Here is a 21638-nt window from a genome sequence, read left to right on the forward strand (position 1 = left end):
GGATAGAGTCAATGATTGTGGGTCAGGAAGTGCGGATAAAATCGGGTCAGACAGGATAATAAGTCGGGCCGCTACAGTTATGATCGTTTCTTTGATGATTTAAGCGTTACGTCAATCGAAGACAGTACAACTGCACGTTGCGATCCGAGTGTTCTTAGAGAAGTCATCGCGATTCAAGAACATGCGATATCGCGCTTTGAGCGGGTCAAGGACAAGCTAGATGACGCACGAATGCTCTATTTTGAAGCATTATTGGATCTGGCGTTTTATGAAGCAGAAATGACACGTTTCGGTGTATTAAATGATCAAGCCTTAGGGCGAATCAGTGACAGTTTAAACAGTTTTGAAGATAATTTAAGTTTCTGGTTAGCTGAAGAGCGCAGTGAGTACCAAGATCCTGAAAGGCTACCGCGTTTTATTTTCCGCGTAATATGCATGGTTGACAGCTTAATTTTCATACGAGTCTGCTTACTTGAAAAAAACATCTTCACAAAAGAAGCAGCGAAAAAGGAGATGTTGTTTCATACAAGACAACTCTTAGCCGAAAAAGGTATGGCTACTGATGACGCTATCAGTGGAGTTCTTGCGGGGGAACAGTGTGCCAGTCTGTGGAAAAAATATATTGAGTTTCAGACAGAACGTCCAAAATTATTCGAACGCTAGCGGTAGTCTGGGTTTGTTGGAACCAAAAGCATAACGGATCTCCTCGTCTGTAATATTGTTGTTGCATTGACAGTCATTACCCTCAAAGTATATCGACAGTACTACTAATACGCAAGCATATGTCGCGTTGTACCCGTTAACGTAACGAACAAGTTCCCAGTAATGACAATATCACAGCTCTGCACTGAAAGTTTTTTTGTGCATGCCACTGGCAATGCTAAATGGCGTTAGCCAACCACTACGTAAATAGCCCCTAAAATGGCAAAAAATATCGGCTGATGTAACACATATACCGCTAAACTATGGCGTCCTAGAAATGTAATTTTAGTTGATAATTTAAGCGAAGCACAGGGGTCTAATCCCTTTTCAAAAAGATGACCTAAGCCAATACCCAACAAAACAACACCTGTCCATGGGAAAAGTGCCACGTAATCGTTGGGCGATGGCGGTAGCCCAAGCTCCCAAAAGTTAAAAGGCCATTTGCTCGTAACCACCCCCGTTAAAAATAACACAACAGTCAATACGCCAACGATGGCCGCAATTGCCGGATAGCGAACAAGCGGCAAGCATAAAATACTGGCAACTGCGATAAAGTGTAAAACGCCAAAATATATCCAATTGTTATGGAAAAAGGTGTAGGTGAAAAGCGATATGATTAACGCCCATATCACTATCCACACAATACGTTTAGCAAAGGATTTGAAATCAACCCGTTGGCGATGCGCAAATACCAACGATGCTCCCACGCTCAGGAAAAAAAACGTTAAGATGACATAGCGAAATTCTTTCCATCCTTTACCATTTGGCACATTCCAATCAACCCAGCCAAAAAAGCGCAGGTCGTACGCAAAATGAAAAATCACCATCAGTACAATTGCAACGGTACGTATGATGTCTATCGTTACGTTACGAGTACCGGCCATTCTTTATTCGCCTAATGATGGTCATGCGGTCTTTTATCGCGCGTAGAAGAATGTGAATGGATGACTTTCCAACCCGAATTCGTGCGCTTGAACAAGTATGTCTGATACCCGTTTTTATCAAAGGTTTCGCTTGATCTTCGAACTTCACCAGACACATTGATAGTTGTGATCGCCCATGCCATGTCATCATCTATCGAAATATCCATATCCAAAATATCGATGGTAAGGCGCGAGAGTACTTCTTTTTCCGGCTCTACGTGATTTTCGACAAGATCCTTTAATCCCTTATTCTGCCCTCCTGACTCAATGTATCGAGCACCTGTATGATCAAGATAATGCTGATAAAAAGGGCGACCATCGCCAGACTCCCATCCCTTCTCAATTGCTATGATTATTTTTTCAATCGCCGCTTTGTCCGCGTCTACTTGCGCCGCATATACGCCCTGCACGGCACTAGTCAACAGCATTATTAATGTTGCTCGGATGAATAACGTCATTTTTATTTGTCCTATAAAGTAAGTAGTTAGTGGGACCAATGGATGTGACTTATCATCCAATTGCCATCGATACGCTTAAGTACCAGAGTTTCATTGCCTTGTTTATCAATTTGCTTATCTTTGTATAAGCCCACAGTGTGACTTCTTGAAATTGAGACTGCCGTATCCCCATAAACATGAACATAGTGCTCAATGGTTGCGGTTTTAACCGAAGAAGAAAATCGCATATCAGCTTGCAAATGATGCTTGCGATACTCTTCAGCACTGCGTTCTATGCGTGCCCCTTCTAAGATAATGACATTGGGAGATAGCGCGCTCATAACGCTTTCCGCTTGTCCTTTGGCTAACGCTTCGTGAAATGAGAGTACAGTGCGTCCCGCTTCAGTTTGTAAACCACTAAACTTCGTTGCTTTGAGCTCGCTTCCTGTAGATGGCTCATGAGCAAATACACAAAACGAAAGCAACGATGTAGACAAAAGAGCAATTAAAAAATAGTTATTTTTCATGTAGATCCTTAGTTAAGATTGAGGGCCAAGCACCGTAGTCAACACGGCGGTGATCACAAAAATGCATAGCCCAAGGACCATTTCAATTTGGATCGAACGGCGCAAGACCATCGCAGCGTTACCGTGAGTTAACAGCCTGGGAGTTAATTTAAATTTATGCCATGCAGCGAGCAGCAGGATTGCTGTGACAAAGGACAGCTTTATCAGCAGGCTGAGCCCGTAAGTTTGATTGAGTAAATTACTCACAGTACCAATGAGTTCCCACGCAAGGAGCGCACCAACAAGGAGCAACAAGCACACTAGCCCAATAGCAAGATGGCCAAAATGGCGCATGAGCGTATTTAACACTACAGGGGATAGATGCTTACAAGCATCAGATAAGGGCCAAAGTGCGCCTATCCAACTAAGTGCAATGACCACATGCACCGCCAAGACATAGCCATATAAACTATCCAGTTGTACAGTGTGACCGGAAAGCATAAAAGTATAGCCAACGCTCCCCCATTGAATAATTGCAACAATGAGTGTCACATATGCATTAGGTGTTATTTTGCGAGCGAGTTGACAATAAACCATCCCACAGAATACTAAGCCGACGATAAACACACACAACCGACTGAGCGCGACGGTTCCTAGTGCAGACTGTGCAACCATATTTTGCATGACAGTATCAAACATGCCGGTGAATCCGCTTTGAGACAGAGCCCCCACTTGGAAAAAGAAATCCAATATCGTCGCCAATAAGCCGATTAACGCCAACAGGGTCATATAGTTCAAAATATATGATTGCCAAAGAAGTCTGGTCTGGGACGGCCTATCCTGAATAAAAGGCATCATAAGAAAGAGCAGAAAACCACCCATTAGCCCCGACAGCCCGAGATAGACCAAAAGCTTACTGGATAGAATTAATGCTTCCCATATTGGCATGTTGAAATATCCTCTTTAGTGGTTCTTGTGTTGGCTGTGGGATTTCTTGTCTTTTTGCATAGACATATTGCCGTGTACCATAAATGTGAATGAGCCCTCCATTTTGTGCCCGTCCTCGCCCAGTAACATCCACTGTGCGGTATAGTTGCCTGGGGACAATACGGGCAATTCATAATCAAATGAGGTACTCGGTTCCATTGTTGGTATAAATCCAAACGAGACAGGTTCATTGTTTTGACTGTTCAAACTTAATTTGGCTAAACGAACGGGCTCCGTAAAAGAAACGGATAACTGCGGTGGTGATGACATTAACATCGCGTTGTTTTTCGGTATTGATGCGTTCATCGATGTGTGCGCAGAAATACTTGTACTCATGAGCACAGTGGTAAGTAAGAGAGTTGATAGTAGTGTTTTCATAAGTAAACCTCGATAGTTTTAAGTAGTGGTAAAGGGTGAAAATGAATCGATTTGTATTGCACGTTCATTGACGGAATAACGGGTTAATAAACTGGACACGTCTTTCATCATGGCGGGATGCCCACAAACAAAAAATAAACAACGGTCGAGAGCACGATGGGCGGATAAAAATGCATCAAGGGGCTTTTGAACATAACCTGTTTGTCCGCACCAAATAGAGGATGTGTTTGACACGATAGGCTGATAGGTGAAATTGGCGTGCTGTGATCCAACCACTTTCAGCCAGCAATGGTTCGCCAGTTCAACGGGGTGTTTCGCGCCGTAAAATAGGGTTATTGGTGCAGTCGCGCGCATCCCAAATATGAGTTCATCAATTAACGCTTTTAAAGGTGCTATTCCTGATCCTCCGCCTATCAAAATGATATCTCGCTTTGATAGATCAACAGGTAAATTAAACCCGCCCTCAGGAGCGCCCAAGTTCACAACAGTGCCAACGTTCAAATTAGCTAGATGGAAAGAACCAATCCCCGGTCTTTGGTTTGGTGAGTGCGCAGGTTGCATCTTTATATTAAAAGTAATAACACCAGAACCATCATTTCGATTAGCAATTGAATAGTGCCTTACGGTCCTTGGATGGAAAAAGGTTTTTGGTTCACAACATGGCCAATAACGCTGAAAACGTTTTGGTAAGTGCTCTGGAAAGGCCAGCGATTGACCTTCCTTTATCGTGAACTGGACGAAGCTACCGGGTTTAAAATCCAGAGCCTCTGTCCCTTGATATTGAAATCGTAGTTCTTTGATAAAGGGTGTAATGAAGGTGTTTGAAATCAATTCAAAAGATAGTGTAGAACGTTTTGAACATTCAACTAGTTCAACAGCACGATTTAATTCGCTGCGTTGTTGACAAGCTAATCGATAACCTGACGCCAACCTTTCTGGAGACAGTCGGTAATGCTCTGCAACAGAAATGGAAGCCGATGGATTAAGAAGGACGACACATTGGCCGCACGTCCCCCCTCCTCCACACACCGACTCAATAGCAATAGCACTGCGTTGCAAACTATCCAGAAGCGAATCATTCGCGCTAGCTGTAACGCATTGCGTATGACCTTGCGGATCTCGCACCACTAATTTGTGCTTGCTATGGGACCAACCAATCTGCATTTGTTTGTTTTTAATTCGGCTGACTAACCAAGTAATTCCAGTGATGCTCAATAGCACGGTGAGCAACGCAAGCAGCTTGATCCACCAGTGATCAAAACAGCCGGTCCTCTCATAATCCATAAAATGTAACAGCATCAATACGTTTATCCACTCCTTATTCTCATCTATTACTCCAGCTATTTCGCCCGTAGATGCGCGGATATAAATGTGCGTTTTTTCAGTATCAGATAAACGTATATGCCAAACCGATTGCTGCTCTTTGGGTAGGTGCTCTATTGGGGGGGGAACAAGGCGTATGTCTTTAATAGGCGACGTTAAATGGAACTGACTACTGACAAGATCACGAATATCACTTTCTGTTAACTGAATATTCTGTCCAGTCACCGCATCAATGAGTTGATAATGTCTCTCATTGGTATGTCGAGCATATTGCGTCAAGAGCTTGTAAGCCGGATTACCCATAAGACTAATCAGCTCTATCGTTAATGTACCGGGCAAACGTGAAAGCACAGACTCTACTGGCAATAAGTTTACTGGCGAAACACTACTGACGATCGGATCACTGGCGGCTCTGTTGAGCGGCTTGCTATGCTCAGCCTGCCCCAACAAAAATCCGGTAGTAAGCCAAATCAATAATTGTGAAAACACAATTAGTGCGAAGTACTTATGAATGATGCGTGCGTACATACTAATCGATGACCTTTCGCGATGCTGACCAAGAGCGCGGAAGCAATATCAAACCAGCGAGACAGGCAAACAACCCTGCGGCAGTCATGCTCACCAATAGTGCGTTACTGATATCCTCACCATCTTGGTAATCCATTATGTGGATGCGCCAAAGCCAATCAAACACGTACCAAGGCGCATGCCGAATGTATTCCACTGTACCCAAGTCTTGGCTGATATAGAGTATGGGTGCAAATAAACCTTTAAATTCGACTCGCCATAATGGACGCCCTCGCGCCCCGACTGCGGTATCTTCATCGGTTTTATGCAGCAATGTGACAGTCTCAACGTCATACGGTTGGTTTACTCGCGATATTGCGATGGCGGCAGCCTGTTTATCTGACAGCGGCTTCACAATGTCTCCGGATAAACCACTGACCAAAATAGATTTACCTCCTTGCATTAATTGATAAACAGGCTCTCCTCTTAAGGTCGTTAATACGATTGATGTCGCGCCTGGAACCCGGCTAAGTGCATCCTCAAAGCCAATATCTAACCTTGGTGATGACGAAAGTTTAGATGGCGCTTTAAGGAAGTGATCGCCATGAATATAGTGAATATCAAACCACACCATATAGAGTCCACTCAACGCCCACAACAGCATCTGCCCGCCGACTACCAACATCAGATAACCATGTAATCGACGAGCAATACGGCTCATGACTACGCGACACTCATTGATTTGAGCTGCTGCTTTCGCCATATCAAATAGATAGCGGGCAGAATAAGTAGCGTTAATAAAATGGCACTCACCATCCCGCCAACCATTGGCGCAGCGATGCGACTCATAACTTCAGACCCCGTACCTGAACCATACAACACAGGTAATAAGCCAAAAATTATGGTTGCTGTCGTCATCATGACGGGTCGAACGCGCAAACCAGCACCATGAAGTACGGCTTCAGTTAGCATGCCAACAGTAGGTTTAATACCCTCTGATTTGCATTTGTCGATTAGCGCTTGATACTCTTGATTTAAATACACCAGCATAATGACACCAATTTCTACAGCGACACCGGCTAACGCAATAAAACCCACCCCTACGGCAACTGAAAAGTTAAACCCCTCTAAGTACATCAGCCAGATACTGCCAACCATTGATAGCGGCAATGTACCCATAATAATGGCCACTTCTATAAAATTGCGAAAGTTGAGATATAACAGGATCACAATAATGGCTAAAGTCAAAGGAACCACGTAGGTTAATTTCTCTTTTGCCCGTAACATATACTCATATTGTCCAGACCATGTTATCGAGTAACCAGCTGGCAACACTAACTGCTCGCTCACTATTTGCTGAGCACTAACGACATATGATCCAATATCAACACCATCAATATCGACATACACCCAACCATTAAGTCGCGCATTCTCACTCTTAATGCCAGGAGGGCCATCTTCAATATACACATCAGCCACATCAGCTAACGCAATCCGTTTACCTTGTGGTGTAACAATGGGCAGTAAAGCCAATGATTCCGGTGACGAACGATAGGACTGTGGATAACGAATATTTACAGGATAGCGCTCTAACCCTTCGACGCTTTGCGTGACATTCATTCCACCGATAGCGCTGGATACCACCTGTTGCACGTCGGCAATGTTCAGACCATATCGCGCTGCCTTTTCGCGCTGAATATCAACTTTGACATAGCGCCCGCCTGCGACTCGCTCTGAATAAACCGATGCTGTTCCCTCAACATCTGACAGTATCGTTTCAATTTGCTGACCTATTTTTTGGATTTCCATGAGATCCGGACCTCCAATCTTTATCCCAACCGGTGTTTTAATACCAGTAGCCAACATGTCAATCCGTGTTTTGATAGGCATAACCCATGCATTAGTTAGTCCTGGCAAATTGACTACAGAATCAAACTCCTTGATGAGATCTTGTGTGGTCATGCCTTCACGCCACTGATCTTGAGGTTTCAATTGAATAAACGTTTCAATCATTGTAAGGGGCGCCGGGTCTGTCGCAGTATCTGCACGACCAACCTTACCAAATACGGTATCAACTTCGGGCACGGTCTTTATGAGTTTATTGGTTTGTTGCAACAATTCACGCGCTTTACCAATCGAGATCCCGGCATACGTTGTCGGCATGTACATCAAGTCACCTTCATCAAGCGGTGGGATAAACTCGCTACCAATTTTATTGATAGGCCAAAGTCCAATTGCCAACACAATAACCGCAATAAGCATGGTGATTTTTGGGAAACGCAATACCGTTCTTAATGTTGGCATATAGAGAAACGTTAAGAAGCGATTCACGGGGTTTTTATGCTCTGCGAGTACTTTACCGCGTACAAAATACCCCATTAGTACTGGTACAAGTGTAATCGCCAGCGCAGCGGATGCTGCCATCGCGTATGTTTTAGTAAAAGCAAGCGGTGAGAACATCCGCCCTTCTTGTGCTTCCAGCGTGAAAACGGGCACAAAACTTACGGTGATAATGAGCAAGCTGAAAAACAATGCTGGCCCGACTTCAGACGCGGAATCTATGACCACTTGCCAGCGGTTTTCTTTTGTCAGGGGAGTACGTTCCATATGCTTGTGCATGTTTTCTATCATGACTATTGCCCCATCGCTCATTGCGCCAATAGCGATGGCAATTCCTCCCAACGACATAATATTGGCATTGATGCCTTGCATGTACATCACAATGATTGCGGTAATGATACCAACGGGGATACTGATGATTGCAACTAGAGATGAACGCACGTGAAACAGAAACGCAATACACACTAGTGCAACAACAATGAACTCTTCGACGAGCTTAGAAGCTAAGTTATCTACTGCCCTTTCAATCAATGCTGAACGGTCATAAACCGTTACAATTTCAACTCCCTCGGGTAATCCCTTTTTAAGGTCTTCGAGTTTAGCTTTAACACCGTCAATGGTTTTTTGGGCATTTTCTCCAAATCGCATGACAACAATACCGCCAACCGTTTCACCTTCACCATTGAGTTCTGCCACTCCCCTTCGCATTTGAGGACCTAACTGAACATCAGCAATATCTCTAATCAATAACGGCGTACCGTTTTCGTTGACACCCAATGGGATCGTTTCGATATCTTGCTTGCTTGAAATATAACCCGTCGCCCTGACCATATATTCGGCCTCGGCCATTTCGATAACGGATGCACCAACTTCTTGGTTACCTCGTTTAATTGCCATTTGGATATGTGATAGCGGGATCCCATACGCTCGCAACTTTTCAGGATCAACCTTGACTTGATACTGCTTTACCATTCCGCCCAACGCGGATACTTCAGACACTCCCGGTACGGTTTGCAGTTCGTATTTGAGGAACCAATCCTGCAAGCTCCGAAGTTGTGATATGTCGTTTTTACCGGTGCGATCTACGAGTGCATACAAGTACACCCAGCCCACACCAGTCGCGTCAGGACCTAATTGTGGTCGAGCATTTTCAGGTAGATTTGGCGCTACCTGTGACAGGTACTCCAGCACGCGACTTCGAGCCCAGTATAAGTCTGTACTGTCATCAAATATGATGTAAACATATGAATCACCAAAAAAAGAATATCCTCTTACTGTTTTAGCACCGGGCACTGACAGCATTGCAGTTGTCAACGGATACGTAACCTGATCTTCGACCACTTGAGGGGCTTGCCCCGGGTAACTGGTTTTAATGATGACCTGAACATCAGACAAGTCTGGTAACGCATCGATAGGCGTATTTTTTAGCGTGAAAAGGCCGCCACCAACGATAATTAAGGTTGTCAGCAACACGAAAAAACGGTTAGAGACTGACCAGCGAATAATAGCTTCAATCATTCGTGTGCCCCTCCATGGTTGCTATGATCCATAGCAGCATCGTGGTTTTCCGACTCAACGTTTACCATCTTAAAGCTATCTTCGGCGACCTCAAACGTAAAAGTGATCTGATCGCCCACCTTAAATTGCTTGATGTCTATTACATCGTCAATGCTGAAGTCTAGTGTTGCGGCCGGTCTATCCCACTTTGGTATTGCATCGCGTGAGATATTGACCACACGAGCCTCTAAATCGATGGTGTTAATCGTGCCTGTAACCGTTGCCGACTGGGTAGATTCATCATTAGATGATTTCACATGGATGGTTGTGATCAGGTAATCGCTATCGCCAGACTTGGTGATTTCCACATGTAGTGTCATGCCCGCTTCAATCTGTGATAAATCGATATTTTCAGAAATAAAGAAATCCATTGTCATCGCTGGCCATTCCCATTCTTCGATTGCACCGTGATCAAGATTGAGCATATTGTGTGAAGCCATAACCGAATTGACCGATGCCTCTATCCATACACTCTCTCCACTTGCCCCTTGTGTATCAGCTTCATCAATAACATGGACGGTCGTGACTACATACTGACCATCGTTTTCCTTCCTGATTTCAATGTGTGTGAGCATCCCCTCTTTGAGATTTTTTAGGTCTACATGGTTAGCGACCGTGAAATCCATTGTCATCTCTGGCCAATCCCATTCATTGATAGCGCCATGATTGACGGTAATCATATTGTGTGATGGCATAACATCAGTGATAGTGGCTTGCGTAAAAACTGATGAAGGCATTTCATCGGGCCCTTCCATCCGTTTAAAATCTGAACTAATACTGCTCTCTGAATCGAGTAAAAAGTGTGCCGACGTGACAATCTGGTCACCGTCAACAAGTCCTGTTGTAATTTCAGTGAAGTCATCTACTACTCGACCAACGTCCACGGCTATAGACTTGAATTGTCCATCGCCAAAGGCTAAAACGACACGATTTTGCGTACCTGTTCTAATAACAGCTTCTGATGGTACGAGAACATTGGCTGTGTCAAAGTCTGAATGTATCGTCACCTGAGCGAACATATTTGGTTTAAGCGCGTAATCTTCATTTTTGAAACGTAATCGAACGCGCAGGGTACGTGTGCTTTGTTCAAGTGTTGGATAAACGTAATCAACCTCACCTTCCCATTCTTTTCCTGGCAAAAATTCTGACGTCATTGTGACAGGAAGGCCAACAGTGACTTGTGCAGATTGCCTTTCAAAGATTTCAGCATCAACCCACACCTCGTCCAATGCACCAATTGACATAAGCGTAGTGCCTGGTTTGATAAAGAAACCTTCACGGATATTTAAGTTGTCAACAAACCCGGTTTGAGGTGCTGAAAACGTGATTGTTTGACGCACTTTTTTAGTCGACATTAATGACTGGATCGCTTCACTTGGCATCTGTAACGCGTCTAATCGCGAACGTGCAGCAGCAATCAAATCGTCATTACCGCGACGCATTGCTATTAAAAGTTCCTCCTGTGCATTTACCAACTCAGGAGAATAGAGTGAATACAATGGGTCGCCTTTTTTGACGTACTCACCGGTTGCTTTGACGTGCAGTCTATCGACCCACCCTTCGACACGAGGGTGTATGTGTATCAAGGTGTCTTCATTGTATTGGACATACCCCACTGTTCGAATAGGCACATGCAATAAACGGCGTTGCACAGCTGCTGTTCTGACACCTAAATTATTCACGACATTTGGAGATATTTTGATCGTTCCAGGACCTTCGTCACCACCTGTGCTGTCTTCAAATACAGGAATCAGATCCATCCCCATAGGAGACTTACCAGGCTCATCACGGCGATAATTTGGGTCCATAGGGGCTACCCAATAAAGTGGCTGGTTTTCATCACTTTGTGCTGATTCAACGTTCGTTGAACCAGAGGGGAGAAGGAACGTGTAGACCAACGCAGTCATTACACCGCCGATAACTCCCCCTAAAACAATTGCTTTAGTGTTGTTCATTATTGCTCTCCGGATTGAGTCTTGGAAATACCAGCGGGGGTATTGAAGTAGTAATTAAGTCGAATGTTTGTTTTAAAGAGATCCACATCTATATCAAGTGCATCAATACGTGCATTCAAATCTGCGATACGCGCTCGGACAACTTCTGCGAAATCGCCGTCATCATTGGTATAGGCATTCAAAGACGCTTCCGCTTGTTCTCGCATTTGCTTTAACAACTCCTCTTTATATAAAAGTTGCCTGTCAGTCAGGCGCTGGCGTTCAGCATAAAGTGACTGGATTGCTGACATCATTTCTCGCAGCGCGAGAAGCTTGTCGGTTTTTATCGCTTCAGATTGACTAACGGCTGCGGCGACTTCTTGGTCTTGACGGTTTTGAGTAAATATAGGCAAATCAAAACTGACGCCAACGGACAAGAAATCTGCTCGACTAGAGCCCCCGGGGGTGTCATCTCTAAATGCATAGCTGGCATTAACCCCCCATTGTGGTTTGTACTTTTCCCTAGCGAGTTCAACTCCAGTTTTACTTGCTTGTATCCGTTGATTGATGGATAAAATGTAAGGGTGCTCCGCAAGCAGAGTTGCGAGTTCTTGCTGATTTCTATTTTTCACTAGTGTTAACGTGTTTTCAGATACGTCGGTAATGGCCGGTAATGCATTGGGCAACTGAAAAACAGTAAACGCGTTAAAACCAAGTTGGCGCATAGACTGTTCGCTTTTTAGGAGCCATTCCAGAAGTTTTCCGGTTGCTCTTTCTTCCAATGCTTGTAACTTAGTTAACCGATCTTCTAACCGAGTCAATTCAAGCTTTGCTCTAATGATGTCTTGTTGTCTTACACGCCCGACAGCAGAGGCATAATTGGCTTTGGCAATATCGCTAAGTTGCTCAAACAACGCTCTATCTTGATGGATTAATGTTATGCTCTGTTGCGCGCGATAAATTTCCAACCAAATGTCAGATACCTGAACACGGGTGCGAGCGACGCGATCTATACGCATCAGTGGGTGCTCAGCAGCCTGCTCCCGTAATTGACGAGACCGAATATCTAATGAATCGCCTCTTGGGAACATCTGCGAAACTCCGGCCTTAAGCTGCGTCATGGGTTCCTGATCAAATGCAAACCCATCCGTTGGTAAGTTTGCCAGTCCAATATTGACCACCGGATCCGGCAAACTCGAAGCAGCTATGCTACTTGATACAATCGCTTGTTCACGATACTCACTGCCCACGAGCCAAGGGTCGTTATCAATTGCGATTTCAACAGCCTGCTCCAATTTGAGGACTCGTTCAGTTTGGCTTTGAGCTAAACCCGCGTTCAAAAGAGTCATCAGCGCAATTACATAGTATGAAGACCGAGTCATCAAAACTGCTCCTCATAAGTCTTAACTTCAACGTAGGTCGTTGCACTACCATCTTCATTTAATTGCAACACAATGTACGGACGAAATTGGTCGCCGACTTCCATCCCGGGTGACCCAATTGGCATCGCAGGAACACTCAGCCCTATCGCCCCTTCAGGTGTACTTTCAAGAAATTGCTGAATGAATTTTGCTGGTACATGTCCTTCAAAAACCAAGCCGTCTGCAGACAATGCCGTATGACACGAACGATAATTGGGTGCTACGCCATATTTATCCTTAATACGAGACATCATGGTGACGTTCGTAACATCCGTTTCAAAACCATGCTCTTTAACGTGTTTCACCCATTTTTGGCAACACTTGCAAGATCGGCTTTTATAAATTTCCAACGAAATTTTTGGGGCATCAGACACTACATCTGAATCATTGTTCACTTGTGTAGCGTCGGAACAGGCTGATAAAAACAGCACAAAAATAGGCGCTATCCACAACGTGCGTCGTGTAATAATTTTCATAATGAATCTCTCATTTTATTTTTTACAAATTGCTTGTGACTCATGTCGTCGGCCAAGCGATATCATGTCCTAATCGTAAACGGACTTATCCTGCTTAGATGAGAGAGTATTTAGGAGGGCGCTGCAATGCAGCTATGAAGACTTGGTGTAGATTGGAGTTGTGTGACTGAATGCTCAGCGACACGTCTTCTTGGGGCGAGTTGGCATGCCGAGAGGGCAATCCGATGTGAAACATGGCCATAGGGCAGCAACAGTCTTGATCGCAGCAACTGTTGGTATCATCACTTTGAGCATGATCCATCATAGCGTGCAAACTGTGGTCCATCTCAGCAGTCATCTTGTCATTACATGGCATCTGTGCAAGAGCATATGATCCCCCCACTTGCACGCCGAGCAGTGTGATAATAATAAACATGTTGACGAAGGCGCTTTTCACGTTTCTGTCGTTCCTTGCCGTTTATAAACTGTGGTGGATAATCATTCAATATTGGTGACGATAGTAGCATCCAACCCTGTCAATTAGATTACCCTCACATTACAATTACGTAATAAACAACCGAAAAGGAAAACTTGTTAATAAAAAGTCATGGATCCGTTGCATAATCAGCGTCCAAGGGACTAACATCCTCTTCGTACACAGCATAATACTTAATGAACAATAACGAACCTTCAACGCAATGAATTCAAGTTTTATTTCGCTTTGAAGAGCCTGTTGAACTCAAAAGGAGTCAACCGGGTTAGTATAAATAAACGCAGACAGGACTTTACATGAAAATCTTAGTCGTCGAAGACGAAGTAAAAACCGGGGACTATATAAAACAAGGCCTGATCGAGTCTGGCTTTGTGGTTGAATTAGTTCGCACAGGCCTCGATGGTCATCACAAAGCAATGATCGGCGAATATGAATTAATTATCTTGGACGTCATGCTCCCTGATATCGATGGTTGGAAAATATTGTCATCGTTACGCGAAGCTAATAATCATACCCCTGTTCTTTTTCTCACGGCCCGCGACCACGTCAACGACCGGGTCAAAGGCCTAGAGCTCGGTGCAGATGATTATTTAGTGAAGCCATTTGCGTTTGCAGAGCTACTGGCAAGGGTGCGTACTCTGATACGTCGCGGCACGTCAGTTCCTAACAACACGATACATATAGCCGATTTAGAGCTTGATATCCACTCACGTATTGCCACTCGCAACGGGCGAACTATCAACCTAACGACGAAGGAGTTTACCTTACTAGAGTTAATGGTAAGGCGGCAAGGTGAAGTGTTACCGCGTTCACTGATTGCCTCTCAAGTGTGGGATATGAATTTTGATAGCGACACCAATGTAATCGATGTCGCTATCCGTCGTCTTAGAGCAAAAATCGATGATGACTTCTCACCAAAGCTCATTCAAACTGTCCGTGGAATGGGTTATAAAATGTGTATTCATGAGAATTAAGAATATTGCGAAACGGCCAAGCTCTCTCGCCTTTCGCGTTACAGTGCTCGTTGGGATCACAATCTTTGTGTGCCTGACGTTTATCAGTCTGATGGTGCAACAATCCATCGCCCAACATTTTGCAGAGCAAGATGCAGATGAACTCAATGAAGTATTTCTAGCCGTTAAACGGAAACTCCATGAGGCATACCATGAAGGTGTTTCACCCTCTAGTATATTATTCCAAGCGGTCTCGGGACATCATGGTGTCTACTATTTGGTCAAAAATAAAGCCGAAGAGATTGTCTTTAGCAGTGAGAGTGCAGCGTTGGAAAAATATCCTGGAGATACTTATGAAATTGAACATATTTCACCATCGCATTTAAGCCTCTTTTTCGACGGTGAACACATGCTACGGGCGACTGGGATAATAGTGCCTATTGACGCCGCTCAAACGCAATATCAAGTCATTGTTGCATCGAACATGGAATTTCATATGAACTATATGGAGGCATTTGAGAAAACACTATGGGGGATCATTGTGCTGTCCGGTGCTATTACTATCTTGGTCGCTCGATTTGCTGTTTATCGTGGGCACTCTCCACTCAGGCGTCTAAGTCGGAATATTGGTTCAATTACAGCGGATAAATTGGATATACGATTGGATCCTAATGAAGTGCCAGTGGAACTTGCCAATCTCGTTGGGTCCTTTAACGCGATGATTGAAAGGCTTGAAAGTGGGTTCGAGCAGTTGTCGCATTTTTCTGCTGACATAGCGCACGAGCTTAGAACTCCAATCACTAATCTTACGACGCAGACGCAAGTGATACTAAATAAACCTCGTTCAACGGATGAATACATCGAAATTTTGTATTCAAATCTTGAAGAGTACGAGCGTATGACCAAAATGGTGAGTGATATGTTGTTACTGGCACAAACTGAACATGGTCTAATTAAGCCGAAAGCTGAACTGATTGACTGTGGTAAAGAGATAGGCGAGCTAGTGGAATATTTCGAGCTATTAGCGCACGAAAAACACATAAGTATAAAACGCCTGGGCAACAACATAAAACTAATGTGCGATAAGTCGATGTTTCGACAAGCATTAAGTAACTTGTTATCCAATGCCATTCGGTATGCTCCAGAAAATGCAAGTGTGACTGTGTCAATGCAATCGCGGGATGGAGAAGCACATATTTCGATTTCAAATCCAAGCATTAGGATCCCAGAGGCTCAACTTTCACGCTTGTTCGATCGCTTCTATCGCACAGACCCGTCCCGCAAACGTGATGGCCAAGGGGCTGGGTTAGGGTTGACCATTGCTCGCTCTGTCCTTGAAGTAAATGGTGCATTCATTCGCGTTGAATCAAACGATCAGAAAACAACGTTCACGGTCGTATTTACTTTGAATAGCTGACGCCTCAAATGCACGACAGCATGCGTTTAAGGCGTCAATCAAATTAGAAAGTATAAACCCCTTTTAAGTAATAAAATCCACCATTAATACCAATTGGAGATGTCGTCGGGTACTTTGAACCAGCGACTTCGGTATCATACAGGCGATTCTCATCAGGGAAATTGTCCAACGCATTACGAGCGCCTAGTGTGACTATCAACGCATCATTGACATGATAACCAATTTCGAAGTCGACAGTGTATTCCGCCCCCACTTCTTCAATAGGCAAGCCTGCATCAATGTGGTCTTCAAAAATTTCACTATAATAGTTGAGCCGGGTTAATACGCGCCAGTCCCCATTGGTATGGTTTCCTGTCAGACTGAAGCGGTATTCAGGTAAATTGTCTTCAATCATTCGTATACGAGTGGATGAAATATTTTGTACTTGCTCACCATTCACTCTGAATGTTTTAACATCATCAACCTCAGTATCAGTCCAATTGCCAGCAAAGGAAAATACCGTATCACCCCCCAACATCTCCATAGAATAGTTAGCAACTATATCGACGCCCTGAGTAGATGTTGCAAAGTCATTGGTAAAGAAACTTACCTCACTGAAACTCGATGCGTCGGTCACCCCCTGCGCTAGAAGAGTATCGATGTCAGTCTGCGTTAAAGTGATCCCTGACGTTGTGCTGATCCGATCTTCAACTTCTATGTTAAAATAGTCGATAGTCATAAACACACCATTATCAAACTCTCCAACCCACCCAACACTATAACTTGTCGCTTCTTCAGGCTGAAGCGGAGTAGCACCTTTCTGGATTGCAATTGGATCAGAAGGTGGTAACGTTGCCCGATCGACCAATCCCGTCGCGCTAAACGCCGTTGTAACATTTCTTACATTGGATTGCCCAATAGTCGGGGCTTTGAACCCCGTCGATATTGCTCCTCGCAAAGCGACGGTGTCGCTGAGTTGATATCGAGCAGAGAGTTTTCCTTTGGTGGTATTACCAAAGTCAGTAAAATCCTCATAACGAATGGCCGCACTCACCATAAAGTCATCGCTAAAGAAATATTCAGAGTCAATGTACACCGCAGCACTATTACGACTATTTTTTCCTTGGAATCTAGCTGCTAAACCGGGGAAACCATTTGAACCAATGCCAAATCCTTGGGCTGCTAACGGACCCACTTCATATGACTTTGGATCACCAGCAATCGCCTCAAATGACTCGTAGCGATATTCAATGCCGCCAGCTAAGAACAGCGGCTCATTCCCACCAATGTCAATGAACTTATTAATATCTATATTCAAACTCGCTTCTGTTTGAATATAACGCCCTGGATTAAAAGAAGTAGGAGTATCAGGTCCTAATGACGGATTAATGGTGTTGCTAATTGCATAATCGATTTCATTCGAACCATAAGATCCGCTTACATCGTAATTAAGCTCATTGTCTAACTCTCCACGCGTACCCACAACCAGTGATGCATCGGTAACGATCCCACCAAATTTTGGAGTGAACCCGCCGGGGAAGAGTTCGTTGAAGGCAAAACAATCTGGGTTGTTAGCGACTTGGTTAATGTAAACGGGGTTCTCTAGAACGTTTGATCCGACGGCAATATCGGTCGGACAGTTTCCAGATAGATCCGGAGTTAAATCGGCTACAAGCAATAGTTGTTCGCCACTTTCATTTGTTCCGCCATCATTAACTCCGCCGCGATTGTGTGGATTACGGAAATAAAATCCCCCTTCAACCTCTCGCCTTGCATAATTACCAAATAAGTACGCTTCACTATTTTCGTCGAGTTCCAATCCCGCGTTTGCAAAAAACTTTAAGTCGCCTTTTATTTCGGGGCTCCCCCAAACTTGCGCGGGATCCTCAACGAAGTTGTTGCCACCATCAATCAATGCCGCCGCATCATCACGTTGTACGCTTCGAGACGTCGGATCGGAGGTTCTGTATTCAAGTGAGAGGTTTACGAAACCTTGATCAGTCAAAGGCAAACCAACATTTCCAGCGACCATAGTCGTTGCGCCATCACCCTCATAATATTGCCCCGTATTGAATTCTACTGTGCCCCCTTCAGAATCATCTTTCAGTGCAAAGTTTATAACACCAGCAATAGCGTCAGAACCATATTGAGCAGCCGCTCCGTCTCTTAACACCTCTACCTGTTTTAGCGCGACAGACGGTATGACTGATATATCAGGACCCTGAGCACCATCAGATATTTGTCCTCCAAGAAAGGTGATAACAGCTGAGCGGTGACGCCGTTTTCCGTTAACGAGAATCAATGTATGATCTGGCGCTAGTCCTCTTAGATTGGCTGGGCGCACCAAGGTCGATGCATCATTTATTGGTTGATCATTAACATTAAAAGATGGTACAGCGGCTTGCATCATTGTAGTAATGTCTGTGGATCCCGTACTTTTAAATTCTTCCGCGCTAATGATATCGACCGGTACGGCAGAGTCGCCTACCGAGCGTGGTGCTGAGCGAGTACCAACAACCGCTATTTTCTCTACATCGGATTCATTAGCATTTGTCTGCTCTTGTGCAAACAGCGTTGGCGAGATTGAAAGCGCGACTGATAAAGACAAAATAGTCTTTGTAAATCCCGCCTTTTTTAAAATGGAACTGTTCATGTGTATTCCTAGTTTATTTCTTAAATATTGTTGTCAAATTTACCTGTAACGATCTGATGTCGAAAATTGTAAATCCAGTGTCGCTAAGGGGTAAGTTACTGCTTGAAATATAAGCAGACTCAACGTAATACTGACAAAATCATTCATTGCGTACATGGCGCTTGGATTACATGATGATTACATTTCTGAAAGGTTGTGCTTGAAGGTAACAATGTCGTAATCGCCAGTTGCCGAGGCAAACTTTCGGTCACTCTTTTACCTGTCTAGTAATGTTCTGTTTTTGACTATTTGAGGCATGTTAAGGGTGAGTATGGTGAATTCTCAACCTCAACTCACCGTTCAAACACTCTATTGTCAATCAGAAACATCAGCAAGAAAGGGTTTGCTGCGCACCTCTTAGGGCGAATACTCGCATTATCAGAAGTCAATGAGCGGAGTAAGTTAGCGTTTGAAGACTTACAAATTCAAAAGGAGCAAGAGATCCTTGCCTTGGTTGAAAGAGTAGACAATGTCTCTAAGAAGTCGCGTCAAAATGGGGGGCTCGCTAAAATATTTACCGCTATCTACAATGAGTCAAGCAAGGCGGGCCTGCTGCCTTAAAACGACAAGATTCGCCTAATATACGGCAAAATATTATGTAGACATGGAAATAGAGAAAGTAGTCATTGAGTTCTCTTTTGATTCCCCCTCCTCGGTCAACAGAAAGGTACGCTAAAGTTGACCGAAGCACTAGATATTGATGTTAGCGCGAACGGCGCGCGTAGTATGTGGTTTAGAAGTGATAAGAATACAACTACACTGAGAGTTGCGAAATCACATGTTTTGCATGAATCAGCATGAAAATAGCCAGTTGTTCAACTGACTACTTTTTGATTACAGCAGCTGTTGTCCTCCTGCATTGGAGGGCACTTGACTGTGCCATATGAGCAATAAACGCAGCAGTCGCCACTCAGAGGCTTTAGCAATGATTTACAATTAATGCATTCATAAAAAAATTGGCATGCAGTGGTTGGCATTTGTTCTTGCTGTCGGTAACTGCAACGTGGGCAAGTGATCGTCGACGAGAGCTCTATTTTCGGCATAATTTGGTATTCCTCAGAGGATTTTATTAGCGTTCAACTAGCGAAAGAATTAGCACTTTACCAGTGAAGGATAACCTGCATTCTTTGTAGCCTGAGCCAATGCATCAGGATTTGTCACCTTATCGTCAAATGTTACAACAGCAAGTTTATTTTTAAATGTCACTTCCACTTGTTTTACGCCTCTAACGCGCTCAAGTGCTTTTTCTACTGTTATCGGGCACGTTACACAATCCATTGACGGAACTTCTAACGTAACAGTTACATCCTTGGCAAACGCCACCGTACTGCTTATTAATAATAATGTGGTAATCAATAATTTCTTCATCTTTTTCTCCAATTAGAGTTACGTCATGGTATCTACACGACCCATATGATCCAGTAGTTGCTAGTAATCAAAACAAGCGCCAACATTGTGGTAAACCAAAACACTGCTTTTCGTCGCGTTCTTACCTTTGGCGCTGCACATGCCTCGACATCCTGACAGTTTTCAACTGGCTGATATATCTTCCACCCAGCAAAACCAAATAAAACTACAACCACAAATATAAAAAGAGAACGATAAGGGCCCATAAGTGTTAAGTGGCTAATCCATGTTCCACTTATTCCCAATAACAGCAAAACAAGTGGCCCAGCACAGCAGGCACTGGCACCGATAGCGGCGGCAAGTCCGCCTACGATTGATAGTTCACTACTTTTTGCCATATTTGCGTCTACTTAATTACGCTGTAATAACAGTATAAACGCCGTACATGGGTACGGAGTCAAGTGATGTGTCAGTTTACGGTTGGAGTGATTGCATTATGGGGCAATCTTTATCACTTGGATTTTTTTTACAGTCCGAAACGAGTGAGATTAGGCTTTCCTGAAGGTGAAGCAAATCTCTTAACTTATCTTCAATTACGACGAGCTTTTGCTCAGCGAGTTGCTGAACATCATCACAATTGCTCGCACTCAGTACTAATAATGATGATATTTCTGCCAACGTAAAACCTAAGCTCTGTGCACGCTTTATGAACAATACTCTTGAAAGTGCATCTGCTGTATATTGCCTGTACCCTTGCATTGGCTTGATGGGTTGTTCAAGTAAGCCTTTGCGTTCATAGAAACGGATGGTCTCTACCCCAACACTTGCCTCTGTCGCGAGTTTACTTATTGTGTACATTGATAACCTTTAATTTTCTCACTAATGCAATAATATACAAAACGTTGAGTCAACTCATGCATGTTGGGCAACATTTACACAATTACTGGAGTGGATAATACTTACTTATGCCTTAAATGCGACAACGTTGGTCGGTGCTTAGATCAACATATTCCTACGGTAATCACACTAACTAAGTTCTTATTAGTCTGCGGCGACAGCAGCCTCTACGAAGCGTTAAAAGAGTTGCGTCGGTTGCTGAATACTCAATATATCTCGAGCACGGCCAAGAACTAGCAAACGTTACTTTGACTAAAAGAAACGGTCAATTAAAAACAAGTGAGGCACACAAAAATACCAAAAACGTGAAATGCAACAATGTGTCAATTAAGCATTGTTGTACTTTAGAGGTATTTGTAGTTCTACAAATATCTCATACTGATAAAATCG

The 21638-nt window shown here is 43.9% G+C and carries 20 protein-coding genes; 4 read left to right on the plus strand and 16 right to left on the minus strand.

The genetic code is table 11. The annotated features are described in order from the left end of the window. The first annotated feature begins 231 nt into the window (after positions 1–231). Positions 232–663: a hypothetical protein gene (locus KIU71_RS11365; RefSeq protein WP_250207463.1), complete on the plus strand. Its 432-nt coding sequence runs from the start codon at positions 232–234 to the stop codon at positions 661–663. A 227-nt stretch (positions 664–890) separates the two neighbouring features. Here the strand turns inward: KIU71_RS11365 and KIU71_RS11370 are convergent, their stop codons facing one another. The 11 genes from KIU71_RS11370 to KIU71_RS11420 are packed head-to-tail and all read right to left on the minus strand — an operon-like array spanning position 891 to position 13491. After that, on the minus strand, positions 891–1586 hold the full coding sequence (locus KIU71_RS11370) for a DUF1624 domain-containing protein (protein ID WP_214131413.1): 696 nt from the start codon (positions 1584–1586) through the stop codon (positions 891–893). A gap of 11 nt (positions 1587–1597) precedes the next feature. Then, positions 1598–2083, minus strand: a complete 486-nt coding sequence (locus KIU71_RS11375; protein WP_214131414.1) for a nuclear transport factor 2 family protein — start codon at positions 2081–2083, stop codon at positions 1598–1600. A 26-nt stretch (positions 2084–2109) separates the two neighbouring features. Continuing rightward, complete coding sequence (locus tag KIU71_RS11380; RefSeq protein ID WP_214131415.1) at positions 2110–2589, minus strand: YybH family protein; 480 nt, start codon at positions 2587–2589, stop codon at positions 2110–2112. A 12-nt stretch (positions 2590–2601) separates the two neighbouring features. After that, a complete protein-coding gene (locus KIU71_RS11385) occupies positions 2602–3516 on the minus strand; it encodes a copper resistance D family protein (RefSeq protein ID WP_214131416.1) in 915 nt (304 codons plus the stop codon). A 15-nt stretch (positions 3517–3531) separates the two neighbouring features. Beyond that, positions 3532–3933, minus strand: coding sequence for a copper resistance CopC family protein (locus tag KIU71_RS11390; protein ID WP_214131417.1), 402 nt, complete (start codon positions 3931–3933; stop codon positions 3532–3534). 18 nt (positions 3934–3951) lie between these two features. Next, positions 3952–5784: a 2Fe-2S iron-sulfur cluster-binding protein gene (locus KIU71_RS11395; RefSeq protein WP_214131418.1), complete on the minus strand. Its 1833-nt coding sequence runs from the start codon at positions 5782–5784 to the stop codon at positions 3952–3954. A 1-nt stretch (position 5785) separates the two neighbouring features. Next, positions 5786–6484, minus strand: a complete 699-nt coding sequence (locus tag KIU71_RS11400; protein ID WP_006991868.1) for a hypothetical protein — start codon at positions 6482–6484, stop codon at positions 5786–5788. 2 nt (positions 6485–6486) lie between these two features. Then, positions 6487–9621 (minus strand): efflux RND transporter permease subunit, encoded by a 3135-nt coding sequence (locus tag KIU71_RS11405; RefSeq protein ID WP_214131419.1) that lies wholly within the window; start codon positions 9619–9621, stop codon positions 6487–6489. Further along, positions 9618–11615, minus strand: a complete 1998-nt coding sequence (locus tag KIU71_RS11410; RefSeq protein WP_214131420.1) for an efflux RND transporter periplasmic adaptor subunit — start codon at positions 11613–11615, stop codon at positions 9618–9620. The genes KIU71_RS11405 and KIU71_RS11410 overlap by 4 nt, the downstream gene beginning before the upstream one ends. Then, complete coding sequence (locus KIU71_RS11415) at positions 11615–12976, minus strand: TolC family protein (protein ID WP_006991871.1); 1362 nt, start codon at positions 12974–12976, stop codon at positions 11615–11617. The genes KIU71_RS11410 and KIU71_RS11415 overlap by 1 nt, the downstream gene beginning before the upstream one ends. After that, positions 12976–13491 carry a DUF411 domain-containing protein gene (locus KIU71_RS11420; protein ID WP_006991872.1) on the minus strand — a complete coding sequence of 172 codons (516 nt, stop codon included), beginning with the start codon at positions 13489–13491 and terminating at the stop codon, positions 12976–12978. Before KIU71_RS11420 ends, KIU71_RS11415 begins: the two co-directional genes overlap by 1 nt. 768 nt (positions 13492–14259) lie before the next feature. Here KIU71_RS11420 and KIU71_RS11425 point away from each other — a divergent pair. Further along, positions 14260–14937, plus strand: a complete 678-nt coding sequence (locus KIU71_RS11425) for a heavy metal response regulator transcription factor (RefSeq protein ID WP_214131421.1) — start codon at positions 14260–14262, stop codon at positions 14935–14937. After that, positions 14927–16333 (plus strand): heavy metal sensor histidine kinase, encoded by a 1407-nt coding sequence (locus KIU71_RS11430; protein WP_214131422.1) that lies wholly within the window; start codon positions 14927–14929, stop codon positions 16331–16333. Before KIU71_RS11425 ends, KIU71_RS11430 begins: the two co-directional genes overlap by 11 nt. A gap of 43 nt (positions 16334–16376) precedes the next feature. On the opposite strand, the gene KIU71_RS11435 is transcribed toward KIU71_RS11430, so the two are convergent. Beyond that, the gene (locus KIU71_RS11435) at positions 16377–18965 is read right to left on the minus strand and encodes a TonB-dependent receptor plug domain-containing protein (RefSeq protein WP_214131423.1); all 2589 of its coding nucleotides are present in this window, start codon (positions 18963–18965) and stop codon (positions 16377–16379) included. Between the two features lie 351 nt (positions 18966–19316). Here KIU71_RS11435 and KIU71_RS11440 point away from each other — a divergent pair, with 351 nt between their 5' ends. Further along, positions 19317–19565 carry a hypothetical protein gene (locus KIU71_RS11440; RefSeq protein WP_214131424.1) on the plus strand — a complete coding sequence of 83 codons (249 nt, stop codon included), beginning with the start codon at positions 19317–19319 and terminating at the stop codon, positions 19563–19565. A 254-nt stretch (positions 19566–19819) separates the two neighbouring features. Here KIU71_RS11440 and KIU71_RS17845 read toward each other — a convergent pair whose 3' ends face one another. The 4 genes from KIU71_RS17845 to KIU71_RS11455 form a co-directional block, all read right to left on the minus strand. Beyond that, positions 19820–20047, minus strand: coding sequence for a GDCCVxC domain-containing (seleno)protein (locus tag KIU71_RS17845; protein ID WP_250207464.1), 228 nt, complete (start codon positions 20045–20047; stop codon positions 19820–19822). 49 nt (positions 20048–20096) lie between these two features. Beyond that, positions 20097–20372 carry a mercury resistance system periplasmic binding protein MerP gene (gene merP, locus KIU71_RS11445; RefSeq protein ID WP_214131425.1) on the minus strand — a complete coding sequence of 92 codons (276 nt, stop codon included), beginning with the start codon at positions 20370–20372 and terminating at the stop codon, positions 20097–20099. Between the two features lie 32 nt (positions 20373–20404). Further along, positions 20405–20749, minus strand: a complete 345-nt coding sequence (locus KIU71_RS11450) for a mercuric transporter MerT family protein (protein ID WP_214131426.1) — start codon at positions 20747–20749, stop codon at positions 20405–20407. 76 nt (positions 20750–20825) lie between these two features. Continuing rightward, positions 20826–21209, minus strand: a complete 384-nt coding sequence (locus tag KIU71_RS11455; RefSeq protein ID WP_214131427.1) for a MerR family transcriptional regulator — start codon at positions 21207–21209, stop codon at positions 20826–20828. Positions 21210–21638 lie beyond the last annotated feature (429 nt).

Source organism: Alteromonas oceanisediminis, from assembly GCF_018474025.1.
Classification (GTDB): Bacteria; Pseudomonadota; Gammaproteobacteria; order Enterobacterales; family Alteromonadaceae; genus Alteromonas_E; species Alteromonas_E oceanisediminis.